Below are 19,656 nucleotides of genomic sequence, written 5' to 3'. Positions count from 1 at the left end.
CCCAAGCCTAATGAAGTCATTCCCTTGCTACTCCTTCTTTGCTTTTTTTCTTTTTTTAGTTCTGAGTTCCTGTGAGCAGAAACCTGAAGTTCTTGAAGAAACAAGTCCAGAGATCAGCAAACCCAGAACCATTGTCACTACAGATGGGGAGATTGACGATGTGGATTCTTTTATCCGAATGCTGCTTTATGCCAATGAGTTTCAGATCGAGGGTCTGGTAATCAGCAGTTCCATGTGGCATTACAAAGGCGATGGAAAAGGCACGCTTTTCACCTCCGAAATGGAAATGACCAAAACTATGTATGGTGCTATCCCAGATCTGCGTTGGCCGGGAGTGAAGTGGATGGATCCCTTGCTGGATGCCTATGGGGAAGTTTATCCGAAACTCAGTCAGCATGCAGAAGGCTTTCCAACAGCGGAATATCTGGAAAGCCTAGTCAAAGTTGGGAATATTGATTTTGAAGGGGAAATGGAAGAGGATACCGAGGGTTCGGATTTTATCAAAGCCAAATTATTGGATGATAATCAGGAACCGCTGTATCTGCAGGTTTGGGGTGGTACGAATACCATTGCCCGGGCTTTGAAGTCCATTGAAGATGAATACAAAGACAAACCGGAATGGGAAGCTATTTATAAAAAGGTAATTGATAAGGCGATCATCTATGCGATTTTGGATCAGGATGCGACCTATAGAAAATACATTGCTCCCAACTGGCCGGATCTGAAGATTTTCTACAATTCCAGTCAGTTTTGGTGTTTTGCATACGCCTGGAAAAGGGCCGTTCCAGAATCCCAACATTACCTTTTTGAAGGAGAATTTATGGGCAATGAAATCATCAACAATCACGGGCCTTTATTGAAGCAATATTACAGCTATGGAGATGGGCAAAAGCAGGAAGGAGATGATGAACATATCCATGGAGATCCGACCAAGTTGGAAAATGCACAATGGGGTACTTTTGGTGTCTATGACTTTATTTCAGAAGGTGACTCACCGGCCTATCTGCATTTGATCGATGTGGGATTGAATAACCTCAATCATCCCGAATGGGGTGGATGGGGAGGAAGATTGGAGCAGTCTGACTCGCTACCTAACCGTTGGGAAGACGGGCAAAACGTCTTGGATTACAATCCTTTTACAGAAAAGTTGGATGCTACCTACCCCCAAATCCGTTGGGTGAAGGCGATTCAGCAGGATTTTGCGGCCAGAGCAGATTGGTGTGTGATGGATTATGCGGATGCTAACCATTCTCCTATAGTAAAAGCTGTTGGTTCCAATCAGGTAAATGCCAAGGCAGGTGAAAGTTTGACTTTGCAGGTAGAAACTTCAGATCCGGATGGAGATGAATTGGAAACTAAGTTTTGGATCTATCAGGAAGTGGGAACCTATCTGGGAGACGCAACACTCAGTGTGGATGGAAATCAAGTGACCGTTTCCTTAGATCCTAGCTCTCTCGGCCAACTCCATGTTATTGCAGAAGTAACTGATAATGGAGTTCATCCGATGACAAGATATCAGAGATTTGTAGTTGAGGTGGGGAAGTAGGGAAGCTGGGAAGCTGGGAAGCAAGGAAGTAGGAGGTTGGAAGTTGGGAAGAAGGAGGTTGTTAAATTTAGTAATGTCACCCTGAGCACTTGAGAGAAGAGAGTCTCGAAATCGAAGGGTGAAGATTAGCGTTCGTGAAGACAGGAACTTGGGCAAATTCCTAATTCCTCATTTTTCATTCCTAATTCTACATTCTTAATTCCTCATTCCCCATTTCGTAATTCGTCAATCGTACTTCGTCTTTCGTAAATCCCAATCCCCTTTGAGCAGGATAGTTAATCGGTTTTTACCTCTTTCTTGCAGAATAACTCCTAGCAATAACCCCATGAAAAAAGCCTTTTTCTTATTTAGTATCGTTTTTTCTTTTGCCTTTTCTCTCTTTGCCCAAAGCGAAAATCCAAACATCATTTTTATCCTCACCGATGATCAGCGTTGGGATGCCTTGGGTTTTTCGGGAAATGAAATCATCCAAACGCCGGAAATGGATCGTTTGGCAGGAGAGGGAATTTACTTCAAAAATGCTTTTGTTACCACTCCTATTTGCGCAGCGAGCAGAGCTTCGCTATTGACAGGACTGTATGAACGAACTCATGGCTATACTTTTGGGCCAAATGAACTCCAAGAAGCTTATGCAGCTAATTCCTATCCAAATCAGCTTAAAAAAGCAGGTTACAAAACCGGGTTTTTTGGAAAGTTTGGGGTTAGGTATTCAGGATTTGAAAATCTCTTTGACCAAGGAGATAGCTACGATCGAGATGTGCAATATCCAGATCGCAGAGGCTATTTTTACAAAACCATCAATGGCGATTCAGTCCATTTGACCAAATACACTTCCTATCAAGCTCAGGAGTTTATCAGGAATTCATCGTCTGATCAGCCATTTATGTTGTCTTTGAGTTTTTCCGCACCTCATGCCCATGACCCAGCCGAAGATCAATACTTCTGGACAGAGGATGTGGATCATTTGTACGAGGAATTTAAGTTTCCAAAAGCTCCTTTGAGCAGTAAAAAATATTTTGAAGCACAACCTGAATATGTTCAGAAAGGGGAGAACCGAACCCGCTGGTATTGGAGATACGATACCCCTGAAAAGTTTCAGCATAGCATGAAGGGTTATTATCGTATGATTTCGGAAGTGGACTTAGAGATTGGAAAAATCCGTAAAACCTTGGAAGAAAAAGGGCTGGATAAAAATACAGTCATCATCCTGATGGGGGATAATGGGTATTTTCAGGGAGAGCGTCAACTCGCAGGAAAGTGGTTGATGTATGATAATTCCATCCGGGTGCCATTGATTATTTATGATCCAAGGAATCCCGGACATCGCACGATCAGTGATTTTACCTTGAACATAGATGTGGCTCCAACGATCTTGGAATTTGCAAATGGGATAATTCCAAACACTTGGCAGGGGATCAGCCTAGCAGATTATGTGATTGGGCAAAACCCGGCGCTGGAGCGAAAAGATTTTATTGTGGAGCACCTTTGGAAAGTGAATATCATTCCAGCAAGTGAGGGATTACGAACCAAGCAATGGAAGTATTTCCGATACCAGGATGATTTGGCACATGAGGAATTGTATGATCTGGAAAAGGATCCCATGGAGACAAAAAACCTTGCGAAAAATCCAAATTTCAAAGAAATCCTAGAGGAAATGAGAGAGGTCTTCGAAAGACAAGCTGCCGAATTGGAAGCTGAGAAAGTAAAGTAGGTTTAAAAGTAAACCTCATATTTCCCTAAATTCTTATCCAAAAACCTGGAAGTCAAAAAAGTAAAAAGGCAGTTCTACGGATGATAGAACTGCCTTTTTTATTTTTACCAAAGTGTCATAAGTCTTTAAAATCCCAATCCCAAATCAGTATTTGGATATTTTTTCATGGTTGCCAAGTGTCTTTTTTGAAAAGCGATGACGGCAGGCATTCCCCATTCAAAATAACGGTGACCCTCACTGCTCATTTCTTTAGGATCTACATTTAGATTGAATACCCAAGGAGCGGTTCCCACTCTAGTCATTGTTGTTGCATCTAAATTTCTTCTTGGCACATGCGTTTCAAAAATCTGGAAATGTACTTTATAATCTTTCCATCTCACTGCGCAGAAATCTGTGCTGTTCCACAAGAAAACAGCTTGCCTTTGAGAATGGCCATTTTCTGCAAGCAGATAGGCGGTTTGATCTATACCATCAAAATAGAGATTGGAGGGAAGCTGGTCTATCACTCCTCCCAGCCTTAAAGAGATCATATACAAGTCGGTCAGGTCAATCAATTCGTTGGTTTCCTGACCTGGTTCAATCATTCCTTTCCAATAGGCGATTCCAGGAACTCTCACTCCACCTTCCCAAGTAGTTCCCTTACCACCTCTCCAAGGATGGTATCCTGAATCAGGAAAAACGTCTTCATTTGCACCGTTGTCAGAAGTAAAGAAAACCAGCGTGTTCTCCAACTGTCCTGATTTTTCCAAAGCATCCATTATTTCACCTACATAAGCATCCATTTCTACAATGGCATCTTTCACAGGCATGGCAGCTGGGCTTTTTCCTATAAAGTCTTTTCCTGAGTAGGTATCATTGTGAATCGCGGTGAAAGAGTGTACCAGAAAGAATGGGTTTTCTCCAGCATTTTCTTGGATGAACTTGATGGATTCATCCTTCAACTTTTCATCGATCATTCTTAATTCGTCAATTGTAGATATCTCAAATCCAACTTCTCTGGGACCACCTTTATGTCCCATGATCAAACCTTCTGGTTGCAATTGGAATGCTTTGTCATGTAGGTCTTTGTTGCGGATCATGTCCGCATACTGTCTTTCAACCAAAAATTGTGTGTAGTCAGATTGTACAGCAGGTAGTCCATAGAAATAATCAAAACCTACCTCATGTGGAAGCATATTTTCGGCTTCTCCTATATGCCATTTTCCAATGAGTGCTGATTTATAGCCTGCTTTGGCCAATAGCTTGGCCTGCGAAACTTCGATCTCCCATGGGTTGGTGGAGACCTTATCCCCACTCAAAAGAGGACGAGTCAAGCCACTACGGATAGGAAGTCTGCCTGTAAGCATCGCCGCTCTAGAAGAGGTACAAGTTGGCGTGGAGTAAAATGACTTGAATTGTTTGCCTTCTCGAGCGAGCTTATCTACGTTTGGAGTGGGAGCCCCCACTGCTACACCGCCACCATTGACGCCGATATCTCCCCATCCCAAGTCATCTGCCAAAAAGATAAGAATGTTAGGTTTGGTTCCGGTTCGGCTTTCCAACGAGGCAAGTTTCTTTTCTGCAATGCTTTCTTGGTAAGGTCTTGGAATCACGGGTTCCAAATTGTCTTTGACCACTACCGTTTCATCAAAAACGCTGATTTTTTCTTGACTGTAGCAAACTGAATATAGTACAAGAAAAAGTACTGTGATTATTGATCTTTTCATATTCGAAATATTGAAGATTTTAAAAATGATTTAAAAATGTATGATAATCTACAAAAAATATGAACTTAAAACATGTTTGGAAAAAGTAATAAAGCCCTAGGGAGCTTACCAAAATTTAATCAGATATCTTAATTATTTGGTCTCCCAAGATTTTTAAAAACAACCAAGCCATCTTTTCCTGCTACTGCAATATCCTTCCAACCGTCAGAATTCAAGTCTGCAACCGAAAAGTAAAGCCCAGAACCTTTTCCTTCTCCAATAGGTCCATAGCTTATGATATTTTTGGAAAAGCTTTCTCCATTCCATTTGAAATAATACAAACCTGCGTAATCTTTTCCTCCCGGATCTTTTCCATTATGGGCTCGATAGCGCTTGCCTGTGACCAATTCATTTTGTCCGTCATTATCGATGTCCACCCATTCCATCGTGTGGTATTGAGATTGAAATGGATCGATTTCATGTTTCACAAAGCTGATGGAATCGCCGGATTTTTCCTGCTCCAGCCAAAAGAGTCCAAATGCATGCGCCTGTCCTACGATGATGTCATTCAGTCCATCTCCATTCACATCAGCAACGATCATCGGAATGCTGGCATCGCCTAAATCAAAATCCTCATGAAGGGTCCATTTTCCGGTTTTTAAATCACTAGGAGCTTCCAGCCAACCTGTAGAAATAACCAGGTCTTTTCTTCCATCACCGTTGATATCTCCCAAACCCAATCCATGTCCATGCATCTCTGCAACAGGGTATTTTTCGAAATGGTCGGGGCCGGTTTTTTTGTAAAAAGCGAGTGCTTTTCGGGGAGTGTTTGGGAAAATCTCCAATACCCCATCTCCATCAATATCCCAACCTCGGGTAGTTTCTATATTTCCTGTTTTGGCGATTTCGTGAATAGGCCATTCCGAACCGTCTCCCGGATTTTCTTTCCAGATGAGCGTTCCCTCAAACCATCCTCCACTTACAAAATCCATTTTTCCATCCTCATTCACATCCATTGGAATGGTAGAAAAATCCTCGTAATATTCCCCGTATCGCTTCACCTGTCCAATCAGAGATCGATCAATAAATTGCGGTCCTTTGTACCAAAAACTACCCGATATCAAATCCAAAACCCCATCATTATCCACATCAAAAACACCAACCGATTCCGTGCTTTCATAGGCAATTACCTGCTTCTGAAACTTCACGGTTGTTTCCTGAGCAAAAAGAGAGAATGGAATTGCTGCCAAAAAAAATATAAGACTGTGTTTGATTGGGTTCATGTTATTATTAGGTTATTGAACAAAGTATCAAGTACCATGTACAAAGAATTGAAGATTAAAATCAGGATTCATAAATCTGGATCTTCGTCGGTTTTTTGCCTTCCCACATCGATGTTTTAAATCTTATATCTGAAATCATAAATCTTAAATCAAAGAATGGATTGCTTAGTCGGCTTTTGGCCTTCTCGCAATGACGTTCGAATAAATCATAAATCTTATATCTGAAATCATAAATCTCTTTACTTTTCCAACGGATGTTCTTTCAGCAAATCAGCTGGTTTATAAAAGCCTTCCATATCCTTGATTTCTTCTCGCACCTTTTTCACCAATTCAGGAGAGATGGCAGAAGCTTGGTTGCCAAAGGAGTTTCTTACATAAGTCATCACAGCAGCCACTTCCGTATCATCCAGCATTCCCTCAAAAGGAGTCATCGGTACCTGTCCTGGATAATCTTGTCCCAAAACTGTGATTGGTCCCATCAGTCCTTTCAATACAATCTTGATCATACGTTCCTCGCTACCTGTAACCCATGGCGTCCCAGCCAATGGAGGGAAGCCAGAAGCTACCAAGCCATTTCCATTGGGTTGATGACAGGTGGAGCAGAAGCCTTCTCTGGCATAAATCTCTTTTCCTAAGACAAAAAGCTCTCTATCCGAACCAGTTAAAGAAGACTTGATATCTTCTTCTTTTTTCTCTGCAACGGAAAGTCCGTTGATATGAGCGATGGCTGTTTCGAGAGTTCTAGGGATCCAGGTATTGTCCTTTTCCTGTTTTTCGGCTTCCGCCAAAATCGGAACTCCGGTTTCGGCAGGGAGCCAAGAAGCTGCTGCGATGGCTTCCATCCTCACTCTTCCATGAGGGTCTTTGACCGCTTGCATCATTAATTCCGCTTGATCTTTTACCTGATGTCTGGTATATCTCAAAGCTCTCACAGAAGCTGCTCTCACTCTGTAATCATCCGATTTTAGGAGTTGCTTCAGGAGATCCTGATTGATTTTATTGATGCCCCAAGTGACCCAAAGGGCTTCTAAACGATGGTGCTCATAGCGGGGATCATTTGGATCCAGCTCAGAAAGCCATTTTTCAACAGCCTGATACACTTCTTCCGCATCTCTTCCTCTGAGTTCTCTTCTGGTTCTGTATCGGGACCTGTATTCTGGTAGTTTTAGGTTCTCCAGCAATTCAGGAATACTTGCACCATCTATTTTTGCTGGTTCTACCAAAGGTCTGGAAGGGTACGTCAATCGATAAATCCTTCCATGCACATGATCTCTGTAAGGATCTCTGGCATTATGCTGCATGTGGCCGATCAGGATATTATGCCAATCTACCACGTAAAGTGAACCATCAGGAGCGATTTCCATATCCACCGGACGGAAATTTCCGTCTGTCGAAGTAATCAGATCCTGGGCCCAATTGGTGGTAAAACCTACTGTATCCTCATGGACTTTATGTTGCTTGGTACCCAAGAATCCGATGGTATTGTTGATGATCAAATCACCTTGAATATCATCCGGAAAATGGCGGCTGTAAATAAATTCTAAACCTGATGTAGGGCGAACCATATGCTTCGGTTCAATCAAATTTGGACCTTTGAAGTTGGCATTTCCATACCTCGGCAGTACCGAGCCAGGAAGCATCCAATTGACATTTGGACCAGAGGTTTCTGCGTAAAAGTTCTGTCCCCAATCGTCGAATGCAATTCCCCATGGATTCGGGATACTGACCTGATTGACCCGCTCCAGCTTATGTCTTTTTGGTTCGTATCTATAAAATCCCCCATTCGTTCCTCTCACAGGACCATAAGAAGTTTCCACATTGGTATGAAGAAAAACTCCTTCTGCCATATGGATAGCGCCACTTTCATCTGTAGTAAAAGCTGAAATCGCATGGTGCGTGTCGTGATCGTCAAAACCACTCAGTAGGATTTCTGTCTTATCTGCTTTATCATCCCCATCGGTGTCGGTCAGTAAAACCAAATTAGGCGCTTGTGAAACATAGACTCCTTCCGGAGCAATCTCAAAACCTACTGGAATCGAAAGGCCATCAGCAAAGACAGTTTCTTTATCGGCTTTTCCATCCTTATCAGTGTCTTCCAAAATGATCAATTTATCATTTGGTTTGGAATCTCCCGGCTTGTAATGCGGATAACTTGGCATCACTGCTACCCAAAGTCGACCTTTGTTGTCAAAGGACATTTGAACTGGGTTGGCTAGTTCAGGAAACTCTTCTTCCGAAGCAAACAATTCAATTTTGTAGCCTTCTGGAACAGTAATAGTTTTGAGAGCTTCCTCTCCATATTTGTATTCCAAATCCCCATTTGCATCGGGATTGTAATTAGTTTTGACCTCTGGCAGACTTCTGGTCAAAGCATCTGCTGCTGCCAAATCTTTCTTTTCTCCTTTGGTTGCCATCCAGATCGCAGTATCTCTGATAGCGGTCATCTGGCGGATTTTCTCCAATTCAAAAGGGTAATTGTCGGGACCGAAAGGATCGTATCTCCTTCCAAAAACATGAACTCCATTCGGGATTTTATAGTCATTGTGCCAGATCCAGTTTTTCTCCATCACGGCTTCATGAATCAACTCCTCATGCGCAGTGGCTACTTTATTTCCTCCAAAAAGTTCATTGGCAAGAAATTCCGAAAACATCTTATAGCCTTTGTCATTCAATTGCGAACCATCAATTGTCAGGGGCTCATCTTCCAGCGCATACCATTTTTCACTTGGTCCAAAAGCATCCACAAAAATGACATTTTCGTGTTTCGACGCGACTTCTTCCATCGCTTCGGTATACATCAATAGGTTTTTGTTTTCCTTTTCACCATTTGGCACATCCAGCTGGTCGCTTAAGTCTTCAAAGGCAATAGGGGAAACCAATGCTAGCTGCGGAGCAATGCTGTCATTGTATTTCTGGGCTAGGGTATGACGGATAAATGCATCCAATTCAGCTTTGTAATTTTCAAGTCCTGCTTCTCCTTGAAAGCTTTCATTGAAGCCAAAAAAACCGATGATAATATCAGCTTCTAATCTGGTCAGCCATTCATCAGGCTTTTCAAAAAAACCGATACTTCCGGAAGGTGTAGCGTATTCCTCTTGAAATTCTTCTGCTCCTGGAAATGCCCAAGGGTCATTCGTACTGGATCTAGGCCTGAATCCCGGCGTATCACCCGGGTCACTCATGTTTCTGATGATCAGTTGTTGATCAGGAAAGCGTTCATAAATTTCTGTTTCAAAATAACCGAAGTTCATCATTCTCGAACCAAGGTTATTTCCCACCATCATGATGTGGGTGTCTTTTTGGACATCAAAAACTCGATCAGGTTTACAGCTAGTGGCAGCAAGTCCCAGTACCAAAAGCAGCACGGGAGCTAAAGAATTTATTTTTCTCATTTTCAAAATTGTCATCCAAATGTAGTTTAGCCAGAAAATCAGTTTTTAACAAGGCAAAAGTGTCTTTTGGATGGTTTTGGGTTAAGGGTAATTGACCCGCATAATTAGTTTTTTTTAATTAGCCCGCATCCTGTACTGGTAGGTGATTCTTATAATTTGGGCATAAAAAAAGCGCAGCTTTTGGCTGCGCTTAATTCTTTTCAGTCCTTTTAGAAGATAGATTTAAACTGTTCCATTTTCTGGTCCACTTGCGTGTCAACATAGAAAGTAAGCATCACATCGGCCCACATAAAGGTTACAGATGCTACTTTGTTGTCTTCTGCAGAGACAAAATAAGCCAGTCTTTCAAAGTTTTCAGGTGCAGGAATCGGTGCAGTTTTAATAGTTACTGCATCATCAGCTAAAACTGCTGCCTCATCGATTTTGCCATCTTTCATGTATTCAAAAACTGATTTTCCTTTTGCATTCAAATGGATAGTCCAGTCACCTGTTTCCATAGGCGTGATGAAAAGTGAATACTTACCAGCTGCCAAATTCTTACCTCCTACACTTACAGGAGTGCTGAATTCAATGAAAGTTGGGCCGTTTGCACCTGCTCTCCAAGTGACTCCATACTTTTCAAGTTCACCGAATACTTTTCTACCTTTCACAGCAGGTGCTGAGTAATCAATGCTGATTTTGGTGAAACCTACATTTGCAGAAACTGATGCTGCAGGGCTTGGAGCCGGAGCTTGAAGCTGTGCGAAAGATTGTGTGCTGAATGCCAGGCATAGAGAAAATGCCAAAAGCATGAAAAAAGATTTTTTGTTCATAAAATAAATTGGGTTTAAAACGGTAGCAATCTAACTCATTTTCATCAAAAGAGGCGAATTTATTTAGCTAGCTCCTTTTTGATGAAGGCTACGCTCAAAGGAATTTGAGCCACAGATCTGGAGCTTTCGTCCTCAATAGTCAAGTATTTTGTTCCTTGTTTTTTTGCCTCTTTGATGATGCCTGCAATATTCACATCCCCAGTTCCAAGGACCACATTTGCTTCCACATCCGCATGGCCGTCGTTGGTATTTTGAGTGCCTATCAAACGGTCTTTTAGATGCAGCATTGGGAATTTTCCTTTGTGCTTTTTCATGATTTTGAGAGGATCACCACCACCCATTTTTATCCAAAAAACATCCATGTTGAAAGCAAAGTCAGTTGCATTTTCCAACATGTAATCCAGTACCACACCCTTTCCGGCTGGAGCAAATTCATAGCCATGTGGATGATATAAAAACTCCAAACCATGCTTTTTTAATTCCTTGCCTGTTTGATTGAAAAGGGCAGTGGCAACTTTGATTTCATCCAATGAGATCGGTCCTTCAGTATGTGGAATCCAATAGCAAGTCACGTACTTGGCTCCGTATTTTTTAGCCTGATCAATAATTGGCTGGAGAGTTTTGGTCAGCTGAGCGTAGTCAGCACCTACACCTACAAACTGCAGATTATTGTCTGCCAGAAGTTTTTCATATTCAAAATCCGACATCCCATAAGTTCCTCCTCCTTCGAGATTTTTGATACCCCATTCTGAAATCATCTGATGGTATTTGACGGGGTCTTCCTTCATTTCATTTCGAAGGGAATAGAGTTGTAAGGCGATTTCTTGCGCGAAAGTTTGGGAAATAGGAAGTATTCCCAATAGGGCGAATACTAAAAGGTAAAACTGCTTATTCATGTGTTTATAGTTTATTTTTCAATGGGCACATGGAATCTTGCATAATTGTTAACTGATCTAAAATTTTTACTGTTGTTTAAATGCTCGATTTCATCTGGGTTTAATGTTTTGTTTCTCGTAAATTACAAAGATTGTTCGGCTAATAAGCAGAATTTATTCAATACCTCAATAACCTGAAATTATGAAAGCAAGTCGCAGAGACTTTGTCAAACAAACCTCCCTAGCGGGATTAGCCATGAGTATAGCACCATCATTTTCTTTCGGATTTAATACAGATGAAATCATCGGACATGGTGATTTTCAATACAAAGTAGATGCAAAATGGGGTATGCTGGACCCTGAAAAAGTACCGGTTGTCAACTGTCATGAAATGGTGATGGACCGCAAAGGTCGGATGATCATGCTGACTGATGAGGCAAAAAACAATGTCATCATCTATGACCAGTCTGGGAAGTTGTTGAAAACCTGGACGCTTGGTTTGGATCGTGCGCACGGCCTGACCTTGGTGGACGAGGGAGATGCAGAATATTTCTGGATCTGCGACAATGGTGGAAGAGTAGTTAAAACTACCCTCGATGGAGTTGTTGTGGCCGAGATTGTTTCCCCAAAGCAAGAAGGGATTTATACTGATAAAATGAATTGGGTTCCTACCGAAACAACTGTCGCACCAAATGGTGATTTATACATTGCCGATGGCTATGGCTCCCAGTATTTTTTGCAATACGATAAAGATGGGATCTTCAAAAGAAAATTCGGAGGCCCGGGTTCTGGAGATGCCCAGTTCAGCACTGCCCATGGGATCACGGTTGATCAAAGAGGAGGCAAAGCACCTACCTTGCTTTGTACTTCAAGAGGACATAATTCATTCAAGCGATTCAGTTTGGATGGAGAATATATGGAGACGATTTTTCTTCCGGGTGCTTTTGTATGCCGCCCTGTAATTCATGGAGATAATCTTTATGCTGGTGTTTGCTGGTCACGATTGAGGTATTTGGAGCAGACACCGGATTCTGGGTTTGTTACCATTTTGAACCAAGAAAATAAAGTAGTTTCCAATCCGGGTGGAACAGCTCCGGAATATAGAAATGGAGAATTACAGCTAATGGTACAGTCTCAGCCGATTTTCAAGCATTGCCATGATGTCTGCATAGATCAAGATGAAAATATCTATGTCTGCCAATGGAATGCCGGCAAAACTTATCCGATCAAATTGACAAGAACTTAATTATTTATAAAACCTAACCCCACCCACTATGGAAAGAGTAACTGTTGGATGGTTTGAGATACCTGTAGCTGACATGGATCGAGCCATCGCTTTTTATGAGAAAGTTTTCGATTGCAAGCTGAACAAACAAGTCATGGGAGATTTTCAAATGGGCTGGTTCCCAGGAGATCAATCAGGCATGGGAGCTCAGGGAAGTCTGGTTTATCACAAGGATTTTTATGCTATTAGTAATTTAGCAGGGGTCTTAATTTACTTTTCTTCAAAAGACTGTAGCGTTGAGTTAGGGAAAGTGGAGGAAGCAGGAGGGACAGTTCAGATTCCCAAAAGACTGATTGCTCCAGACATTGGATATATGGGGGTATTCTTGGATTCTGAAGGAAATAGGATTGCGATCCATTCCCAAGAATAAAATTCTGAAATCCCAGTGAGTGGATCTTGCTGGGATTTTTTCTTTTAGACTAATACCACTCGAAGGCTTTTTGCTCCATGAGCTCCAATCACCAAGGATTGTTCTATATCCGCTGTTTTGGAAGGACCTGCGATAAAAAGTCCGAACCCTGAATAATGTGCTCCGATCATGCCATAAGCTTCATGCATATTTCCAAGGATTTTGGACTGCTCTAACACGATAACCAAGTGTTGGGTGATAAAAGGAACGGCTCTCAAACCCAGGTTATCATCTTCCAGCCAGATCGCTGCATTTTCTGCCACTCCCAATTGACCGTCAATAATAGCCAAATCCAGATCGTTCAGATCTTTTGGATGAGCTGGAAGGTCAAATGTTTTTAGATCTTCAATCAATTTTGATCCTGAGTAGACTTTTGGATAAGCTCCTGAATTGACCAGATCCTGTAATTCCATCGCTGAAATTACAGTTCCTTTGTTCATGGCAACAGAATTCTTAAAAGTCTCCACCAAATCTCCAACGACTTCAAAAGATGGGATTTCAGGCAAAGGTTTCTCCTCCTGAGCCAGTTTTTTGATTTTCGAAAGTATCATTGATTTGCTGCTCATGATCTGTTTTTTTGATACCATTCTTTAAATGATTCTTTCGGCACTTCAGGAACATTCCTTCCTTTTCCCCAGGCATTCAAAGGATTGTAAATAAGGCTGTCTGGCAAGGTCTTCAAAGTAGCTCTCAATACTTTTCCGGAAACTTTATAAGCCAATGGACTTTTGAAAATCCCATTTGCCATTTTCATAGACATTTCTTTCGCAGACCAGCCTTGGGCCTTGGTTATTTCCTGACGCCATTCATAGAGCTGCTCATGGATATTGATTTTTACAGGGCAGACATCCGAGCAACTTCCACATAAGGTGGAGGCAAAAGGTAGCGTACTGTATTTTTTTACATCAATTCCCGGAGATAAAATCGAACCGATTGGACCGGGAACGGTACTTCCGTAGCTGTATCCTCCGCTTCTTCTGTAAATCGGGCAGGTATTCATACAAGCACCACATCTGATGCATTTAAGAGAATTCTTGAACTTTTCCCTTGACAGCTGTTCTGTTCTTCCATTGTCCACAAGGATCAAATGGATCTCTTTGCCAGGTGCGGGACTACGGAAATGTGAATTGTAATTTGTGATGGATTGTCCTGTGGCTGATCTTGCCAAGAGTCTGAGAAAAACCCCGAGGTGCTCTCTTTTTGGGATGATTTTTTCAATTCCCATGCAGGCAATATGTACATCCGCCAGATGAACACCCATGTCGGCATTTCCTTCATTGGTACAGACTACAAACTCACCTGTTTCCGGAATTGCAAAATTGACTCCTGTGATCGCCACTTTGGCTTTCATAAACTTATCACGAAGATGGATCCTCGCCGCATTAGTCAAATAGGCAGGGTCTTCATTTCCCTTTTCAGTTTGAAGTTTTTCGTGGAAAATTTCTGAAATATCCCTTTTTTTCAAATGGATCGCCGGAAGTACAATATGGCTCGGTGGCTGATTTAAAAACTGAACGATTCGCTCTCCAAGATCCGTATCGACTACTTCTACTCCATGTTTTTCCAAAAAAGGATTGAGATGACATTCTTCAGTGAGAATGGATTTGCTCTTCACAATCGCTTTGCATTTCTTTTCCTGGAGAATGCTTAAAACTATCTCATTATGCTCAGCAGCATCTTTGGCCCAATGAACTTTGATGCCGTTTGCAGAGGCAGTTTTTTCCAGTTCCTCCAGGTAATAATCAAGTTTGGACAAGACATGGTCTTTGATTCCAGAGGCAAGCTTTCGGAGTTCTTCCCATTCTGGGATGCCTTTGCTGGAGATGTCTCTTTTTTCTCTGACAAACCACAGCGTCTCATCATGCCAATGGGCTCTTTTTTCATCCTTCAGAAAATTGGCTGCTTGATTTGGATGGCTCATGAGATGGCTTGATTTAAGATTTCTGCCAAATGCATAAATTTGACGGGTTTGTTATTTCTTTCTGCAATGCCCTGCAAATGCATCAGGCAAGAGGTGTCCCCTCCGCAGATGATTTCAACTTGATGGGCTAAATGATCAGATAAACGATCTTTTCCCATTTGAATGGAGAGTGCTTCTTCTGTCACTGCGAAAGTTCCACCGAATCCACAGCACTCATCTTTTCTGGTCAATTCCACCACTTCCAATCCCTGAATACCTGCAAAAAGATCTTTTGCTTTGTTGAAGGGTTTTTCATTGAGTTCTGAAGAAGAACTTAAGCGCAATCCTCTTTGTCCATGGCAAGAGGAATGGAAACCGATTTTGTGGGGGAAGGATCCTTTGATTGTGCCTATTTTTAGGATATCGATAAGAAATTCACTGAGTTCGTAGACCTTGTGTTGAATTTCTTTTTGCTCTGCTTCCTGACGTTCAATTTTCGGTTGATGTTCCTTCACATGAAGTACGCAACTGCCTGATGGAGCCACGATGAAATCAAAATCCTTGAAAGTCTCTAAAAATTGTTTGGTGGTGCCTACCGTTTCTCTTTCAAAACCGGAATTTGCCATAGGCTGACCACAGCAGGTTTGATCCATTGGGTAACTGACATCGCATCCAAGTTTCTCCAGAAGTTCCAATGTAGCTTTTGCCACATGAGGATAAAACTGGTCAATGTAACAAGGGATAAATAAAGCTACTTTCATGGAAGTTGAAATTAAATTCGACGCTTCTCCGAAGAGTCTCAAAACTAAAATAAGGAGGTAATCCTACAGAAGAAAATTTTAAATTACCGGAGGTTTAAAATCTGGTTGAACAAGCAAAGCTGCTCCCAATGCGGTTCCCAAAGCAAAATCACTCGTCAGGATCTCCAGATTTGGAAGTTTCTTTCGCAGCATTCCCACAAAGATTTCATTGGCATTAAACCCTCCATCAATAAACATCCTGGAAACAGAAGTATCTGCCCAGACCAATTTTAGCGCTGCGATTTGCAAATCAGTCAGTTCGTGAATGAAGCTATAATAAGCATCTTCAAAGTCTTCAAAATCCTTGAAATCCATAGACTCCGCCTGAGATAATCCATAAGCCTCTGGTTTCAGATAATGGAATTTAATACGTTTTGGCTGGGATTGGACCTTACTGAATCTCTCCTGATCAAATTTAAGTTTTTTATAAGTTCCCATCGGTTTTTGGAAAAACTCATACATTTTTTCCACTTGGTATTTATGCTCTTCCCCGATAAACAAGCGGCTTATTTTGATCGGATCGCCAGTAATCCCGATAAATTGCAGGCAGTCTTTCAATAGTTCCGATTCTGTGAGTGGGCTTTTATTGAAAGGATTGATGCTGATCGCCCAAGTTCCGGTTGATAGCAACATAAAGGGTTCATTTTCCCTTTTCAAATATGGCAATAACGCAGAGGAAGAATCATGTACCCCGATTCCTGAAGGAATGCTTCCAAATTCAGGTAGGGTGCTGAAAATCGTGGAGCTTGCCATGGCTGGAAGTAGCAAATCCAGTACTTCATTTTCAGTCAGCCACTTGTGGTAATCCTGCTCCTGAAAATTCCAAAGGCCAGTATGACAGCCGATGCTGGTAAAGTCAGAAACGAATTTGCCTGTGAAAATAGAACTCAGATACTGAGGTAAATGAAAGGTATGCCTGATTTTCTTAAAGAGCTCTGGCTTTTCGTTTTTGATAAAATAAAGCTGCAAACCTGAGTTCAGCATGGCCAAAGGAGGAGAAGCAGTCCTGGTGCAGAAGTTCATTTTTCCGCCTTGCTCCTGATAGAACCTCTCCAATAATCCCTCTGGAAATGGTTTTAGGTAATCATATAATGGAGTGACAGGAATACCTTTTTCATCTGTATGCACCAAAGTGGCTCCATAGCTGGTGAAATTGATTCGGACGATTTCATAATCTTGGATTCCCCTAGCTTGATTGAAGGTATCAATCATCCATGCTTTCAACTCATCGATTGGTTCGGATTGAAAACCGTCCTCATCTACTCCCGCTTCCAGCCTATGATAGGTTTGATAGACAACCTCCAGATTTTCATCAAAAAGGAAAAATTTCTTATTGGTCTTACCAATATCAAAAATAGCTGTAACAGGTGTTTTATTCATGAAATTTCAAAGCCTAAAATCTGGCAAAAGACAGGGTTTTAAAGTGATTTTCTCACAATTAATCGGAATGGGTTTTTGATAGGAATTTTGTCTTCGCTTCCTAAAATCTGGTTCGCTATTGACTTGCCCATATGGATGAAATCAGTGGAAATCGTCGAGATACCTTTGTCCAGAATCTCTTTCAAAGGCGTTTCATTGTAAGAAATCAGCCCGATATCCTGACCCAAAACCAGTAATTGCTCTCTTGATTTTTTGATGATGTTTACCAAATCAGATTCAGCCATCACCAAGAATAAATCTCCATCATATAAAGGCTCATCATCAATACCGTCCAGGATCATATTTTCAAAATCATGGAAGAAGCAGAATCGCTTAAAGCCATCGATGATTTCAAGAGGGTACATGTCTCCTTTAGGAAAAACCAAGATCATGCGCTTGTATTTTCGCAAATGGTCGAGCCCTGATTCCAAAGCTGCAAAGATGTCTTTTGCAAAATCCTGGAAAATCCCAGGGAACTCATTTTCATGACCCTTTACCGCTCTGTCTATAATCAGAATCTTATCTTTTGGAATCTTTTTCAATAACTCATAACCGCTAACCGGATGGGTTTCTTTGTCAAAGAAGTGGGGAGCGACAACATAATAATTGTATTTACCAATACTCTGGCTGATCAAATCCTCACACAAATCGGCATTGTAATGATGCACCTGCATATCCACGGTGGCATTGTCTCCGAGGGTCTCAATGATGGAATAATAAATGATCTTTTTATAGGAACTCAGCTTATTGAAAAGCAAGAGTACCTTGATCTTGTTTTCCACATTAGTCGAACTAACATAGAAACCTTTGCCTCTTACAGAGGTAATGATTCCACGATCTTTCAGCTCGTTATAAGCTTTCTCCACCGTATCTCTCGAGAGTAGAAAATCAAAGCTGGTTTCATTGATGGAAGGTATTCGATCCCCGATGTTTAGTTTTCCTTTTTCAATTTCATCGAGGATCAAATTCACCACTTGCAGATATTTAGGGGTCCTTGAATCCGTGTGGATTCTTTCCGATTTGTCCACTAGCATGATATTTTGGGTTATGTTGGGTATGGGTAATCATTCTTTTCTATCTAGGGAAAGCTGCCGCGAGTCCACCGTCGACATTGAGCATGTTTCCGGTTGATTTGTCAAGCATTCCGGAGACGAAAGCGAAAGCAGCATCTGCGATATCTGAAGTCTTGACGGATTCTTTGAGCAGGGTTCTGTTGGCATAGTAGGCAGGAAGGTCCTTGACCTCGATGCCATAAGCCTTGGCCCTGTTTTCAGCCCATCCGCCTTCCCAGATGTTGGAGTTTTCGATGACCGCATCGGGATTTACCACATTGACGCGGATCTTGTCCTCTCCGAGTTCGGCTGCCATAAGCCGTGACATGTGGAGTTGCGCTGCTTTGGCAGTTCCATAAGCCACGTTTTTAGGCCCTGCGACCAAAGCGTTTTTGCTGACGATGTTGATGATGTCTCCACCGAGTCCCTGCTGTCTGAGGATCTTGACCCCGGCCTGGGAAACGTCAAACTGACCTTTGACCAGGATATCCAAGAGCTTGGACCAATCTTCTTCGGTATGTGATTCAAAAGCCTTGGAGATGGAGATGCCTGCATTGTTGACGATGATGTCCAGTCCTCCGAATTTCAGACAGATTGCCTGCATGGCTTTCTTCAGACTTTTCGGATCAGTTACGTCCAAGGTAACCCCCAGGAAAACATCCTTTCCGTATTTTTTCTGCATGGCAGCTTCAGTTTCTGCCAGACGCTCCGCATTGATGTCAGTGACCACCACACATGCTCCTTCCTGGATATATCTTTCTGCAATTCCTTTTCCGATTCCCCCGGCACTTCCCGTGATCAGGGCTATTCTTCTTGAAAGTGGTTTTTCCTTAGGCATGCGTTGTAGCTTGGCTTCTTCGAGCAACCAGTATTCAATGTTGAAAGCTTCCTGCAAAGGCAAAGAGACATAAGAAGAAACCGCTTCAGCACCACGCATCACGTTGATGGCGTTGATGTAAAACTCAGAGGCCACTCGGGAAGTCTGCTTGTCCTTGGCAAAGGAGAATAGCCCTACTCCCGGCCAGAGAATGATCACCGGATTGGGATCCCGCATGGCAGGGGAATTGGGATGCTTGTGCTTTTCGTAATAATCCGCATACATCTCCCGATAAGCCTGGAATTCCTTTTCAAGATCAGCCTTCAGGGAAGTTGGATCAGAAAGATCAATATCTGCTGGAATATCAAGAACCAAAGGAGAGATCTTGGTACGCAGGAAGTGATCAGGACAGGAAGTTCCCATAGGAGCCAACTTACCCAGATCATTTGAATTGATGAACTGTAAGACCACGTCTGTGTCGGTGAAAGTACCGACCATTTTTTTATAGGAAGAAGCCAATCCGCGTAGTACCGGAGCAAGCAATGCTGCCTGTGAGGCACGCTGTGCTGCAGGAAGAGATTCTGTTTTCTGTCCCCCGAAGACAGGTCTTTTCTTGCCGTAGTTTTCTTCCAGATAAGCGGAAGCCGTTTCGATTACCTCCAGACTGTTG

15 protein-coding genes are annotated in these 19,656 nt (G+C 42.1%); 4 read left to right on the top strand and 11 right to left on the bottom strand.

The genetic code is table 11. The annotated features are described in order from the left end of the window. The first annotated feature begins 10 nt into the window (after positions 1-10). Positions 11-1,546: a DUF1593 domain-containing protein gene (locus J0A69_RS19905; protein WP_206588387.1), complete on the top strand. Its 1,536-nt coding sequence runs from the start codon at positions 11-13 to the stop codon at positions 1,544-1,546. 325 nt (positions 1,547-1,871) lie between these two features. Then, entirely contained in the window at positions 1,872-3,257 is a 1,386-nt protein-coding gene (locus J0A69_RS19900; RefSeq protein ID WP_206588386.1) for a sulfatase family protein, read from the top strand. Positions 3,258-3,382: 125 nt separating this feature from the next. Here the strand turns inward: J0A69_RS19900 and J0A69_RS19895 are convergent, their stop codons facing one another. The 5 genes from J0A69_RS19895 to J0A69_RS19875 all read right to left on the bottom strand — a co-directional run bounded on the left by J0A69_RS19895 (position 3,383) and on the right by J0A69_RS19875 (position 11,325). Further along, a complete protein-coding gene (locus tag J0A69_RS19895) occupies positions 3,383-4,963 on the bottom strand; it encodes a sulfatase-like hydrolase/transferase (RefSeq protein WP_206588385.1) in 1,581 nt (526 codons plus the stop codon). A gap of 128 nt (positions 4,964-5,091) precedes the next feature. Beyond that, entirely contained in the window at positions 5,092-6,225 is a 1,134-nt protein-coding gene (locus J0A69_RS19890; RefSeq protein ID WP_206588384.1) for an FG-GAP repeat domain-containing protein, read from the bottom strand. A 239-nt stretch (positions 6,226-6,464) separates the two neighbouring features. Next, on the bottom strand, positions 6,465-9,617 hold the full coding sequence (locus J0A69_RS19885) for a PVC-type heme-binding CxxCH protein (protein WP_206588383.1): 3,153 nt from the start codon (positions 9,615-9,617) through the stop codon (positions 6,465-6,467). A gap of 209 nt (positions 9,618-9,826) precedes the next feature. Next, positions 9,827-10,429, bottom strand: a complete 603-nt coding sequence (locus tag J0A69_RS19880) for a DUF2911 domain-containing protein (protein WP_206588382.1) — start codon at positions 10,427-10,429, stop codon at positions 9,827-9,829. Between the two features lie 59 nt (positions 10,430-10,488). Continuing rightward, complete coding sequence (locus tag J0A69_RS19875; protein WP_206588381.1) at positions 10,489-11,325, bottom strand: sugar phosphate isomerase/epimerase family protein; 837 nt, start codon at positions 11,323-11,325, stop codon at positions 10,489-10,491. A 181-nt stretch (positions 11,326-11,506) separates the two neighbouring features. Between J0A69_RS19875 and J0A69_RS19870 the strand changes: the two genes are divergently transcribed. Together J0A69_RS19870 and J0A69_RS19865 are read left to right on the top strand one after the other, a co-directional pair. Continuing rightward, on the top strand, positions 11,507-12,550 hold the full coding sequence (locus tag J0A69_RS19870; RefSeq protein WP_206588380.1) for a twin-arginine translocation signal domain-containing protein: 1,044 nt from the start codon (positions 11,507-11,509) through the stop codon (positions 12,548-12,550). Positions 12,551-12,578: 28 nt separating this feature from the next. Continuing rightward, complete coding sequence (locus J0A69_RS19865) at positions 12,579-12,959, top strand: VOC family protein (protein ID WP_206588379.1); 381 nt, start codon at positions 12,579-12,581, stop codon at positions 12,957-12,959. Between the two features lie 44 nt (positions 12,960-13,003). On the opposite strand, the gene J0A69_RS19860 is transcribed toward J0A69_RS19865, so the two are convergent. From J0A69_RS19860 to rhaD, 6 genes are all read right to left on the bottom strand, one after another. Continuing rightward, complete coding sequence (locus tag J0A69_RS19860; protein WP_206588378.1) at positions 13,004-13,564, bottom strand: LutC/YkgG family protein; 561 nt, start codon at positions 13,562-13,564, stop codon at positions 13,004-13,006. After that, a complete protein-coding gene (locus J0A69_RS19855; RefSeq protein ID WP_206588377.1) occupies positions 13,561-14,919 on the bottom strand; it encodes a lactate utilization protein B in 1,359 nt (452 codons plus the stop codon). Before J0A69_RS19855 ends, J0A69_RS19860 begins: the two co-directional genes overlap by 4 nt. Next, positions 14,916-15,659, bottom strand: coding sequence for a (Fe-S)-binding protein (locus tag J0A69_RS19850; protein WP_206588376.1), 744 nt, complete (start codon positions 15,657-15,659; stop codon positions 14,916-14,918). Before J0A69_RS19850 ends, J0A69_RS19855 begins: the two co-directional genes overlap by 4 nt. Before the next feature lie 78 nt (positions 15,660-15,737). Next, a complete protein-coding gene (locus J0A69_RS19845; protein ID WP_206588375.1) occupies positions 15,738-17,078 on the bottom strand; it encodes an FGGY-family carbohydrate kinase in 1,341 nt (446 codons plus the stop codon). 38 nt (positions 17,079-17,116) lie between these two features. Continuing rightward, positions 17,117-18,151 (bottom strand): GntR family transcriptional regulator, encoded by a 1,035-nt coding sequence (locus J0A69_RS19840; RefSeq protein ID WP_206588374.1) that lies wholly within the window; start codon positions 18,149-18,151, stop codon positions 17,117-17,119. A 40-nt stretch (positions 18,152-18,191) separates the two neighbouring features. Next, positions 18,192-19,656: bifunctional rhamnulose-1-phosphate aldolase/short-chain dehydrogenase (gene rhaD, locus J0A69_RS19835; protein WP_206588373.1), on the bottom strand; the 1,465-nt coding region annotated here is incomplete at its 5' end.

This window comes from Algoriphagus pacificus (genome assembly GCF_017254845.1).
GTDB classification, from domain to species: domain Bacteria; phylum Bacteroidota; class Bacteroidia; order Cytophagales; family Cyclobacteriaceae; genus Algoriphagus; species Algoriphagus pacificus.
This window is presented reverse-complemented; position numbering and strand designations above follow the sequence as displayed.

Bases quoted from the DNA above. Each gene is read 5' to 3' on its own strand.
- J0A69_RS19840 (WP_206588374.1), bottom strand. From the start codon at position 18,151: ATGCTAGTGGACAAATCGGAAAGAATCCACACGGATTCAAGGACCCCT.
- J0A69_RS19875 (WP_206588381.1), bottom strand. From the start codon at position 11,325: ATGAATAAGCAGTTTTACCTTTTAGTATTCGCCCTATTGGGAATACTT.
- J0A69_RS19870 (WP_206588380.1), top strand. From the start codon at position 11,507: ATGAAAGCAAGTCGCAGAGACTTTGTCAAACAAACCTCCCTAGCGGGA.
- J0A69_RS19895 (WP_206588385.1), bottom strand. From the start codon at position 4,963: ATGAAAAGATCAATAATCACAGTACTTTTTCTTGTACTATATTCAGTT.
- J0A69_RS19880 (WP_206588382.1), bottom strand. From the start codon at position 10,429: ATGAACAAAAAATCTTTTTTCATGCTTTTGGCATTTTCTCTATGCCTG.
- J0A69_RS19900 (WP_206588386.1), top strand. From the start codon at position 1,872: ATGAAAAAAGCCTTTTTCTTATTTAGTATCGTTTTTTCTTTTGCCTTT.
- J0A69_RS19845 (WP_206588375.1), bottom strand. From the start codon at position 17,078: ATGAATAAAACACCTGTTACAGCTATTTTTGATATTGGTAAGACCAAT.
- J0A69_RS19890 (WP_206588384.1), bottom strand. From the start codon at position 6,225: ATGAACCCAATCAAACACAGTCTTATATTTTTTTTGGCAGCAATTCCA.
- J0A69_RS19850 (WP_206588376.1), bottom strand. From the start codon at position 15,659: ATGAAAGTAGCTTTATTTATCCCTTGTTACATTGACCAGTTTTATCCT.
- J0A69_RS19905 (WP_206588387.1), top strand. From the start codon at position 11: ATGAAGTCATTCCCTTGCTACTCCTTCTTTGCTTTTTTTCTTTTTTTA.
- J0A69_RS19855 (WP_206588377.1), bottom strand. From the start codon at position 14,919: ATGAGCCATCCAAATCAAGCAGCCAATTTTCTGAAGGATGAAAAAAGA.
- J0A69_RS19885 (WP_206588383.1), bottom strand. From the start codon at position 9,617: ATGAGAAAAATAAATTCTTTAGCTCCCGTGCTGCTTTTGGTACTGGGA.
- J0A69_RS19865 (WP_206588379.1), top strand. From the start codon at position 12,579: ATGGAAAGAGTAACTGTTGGATGGTTTGAGATACCTGTAGCTGACATG.
- J0A69_RS19860 (WP_206588378.1), bottom strand. From the start codon at position 13,564: ATGAGCAGCAAATCAATGATACTTTCGAAAATCAAAAAACTGGCTCAG.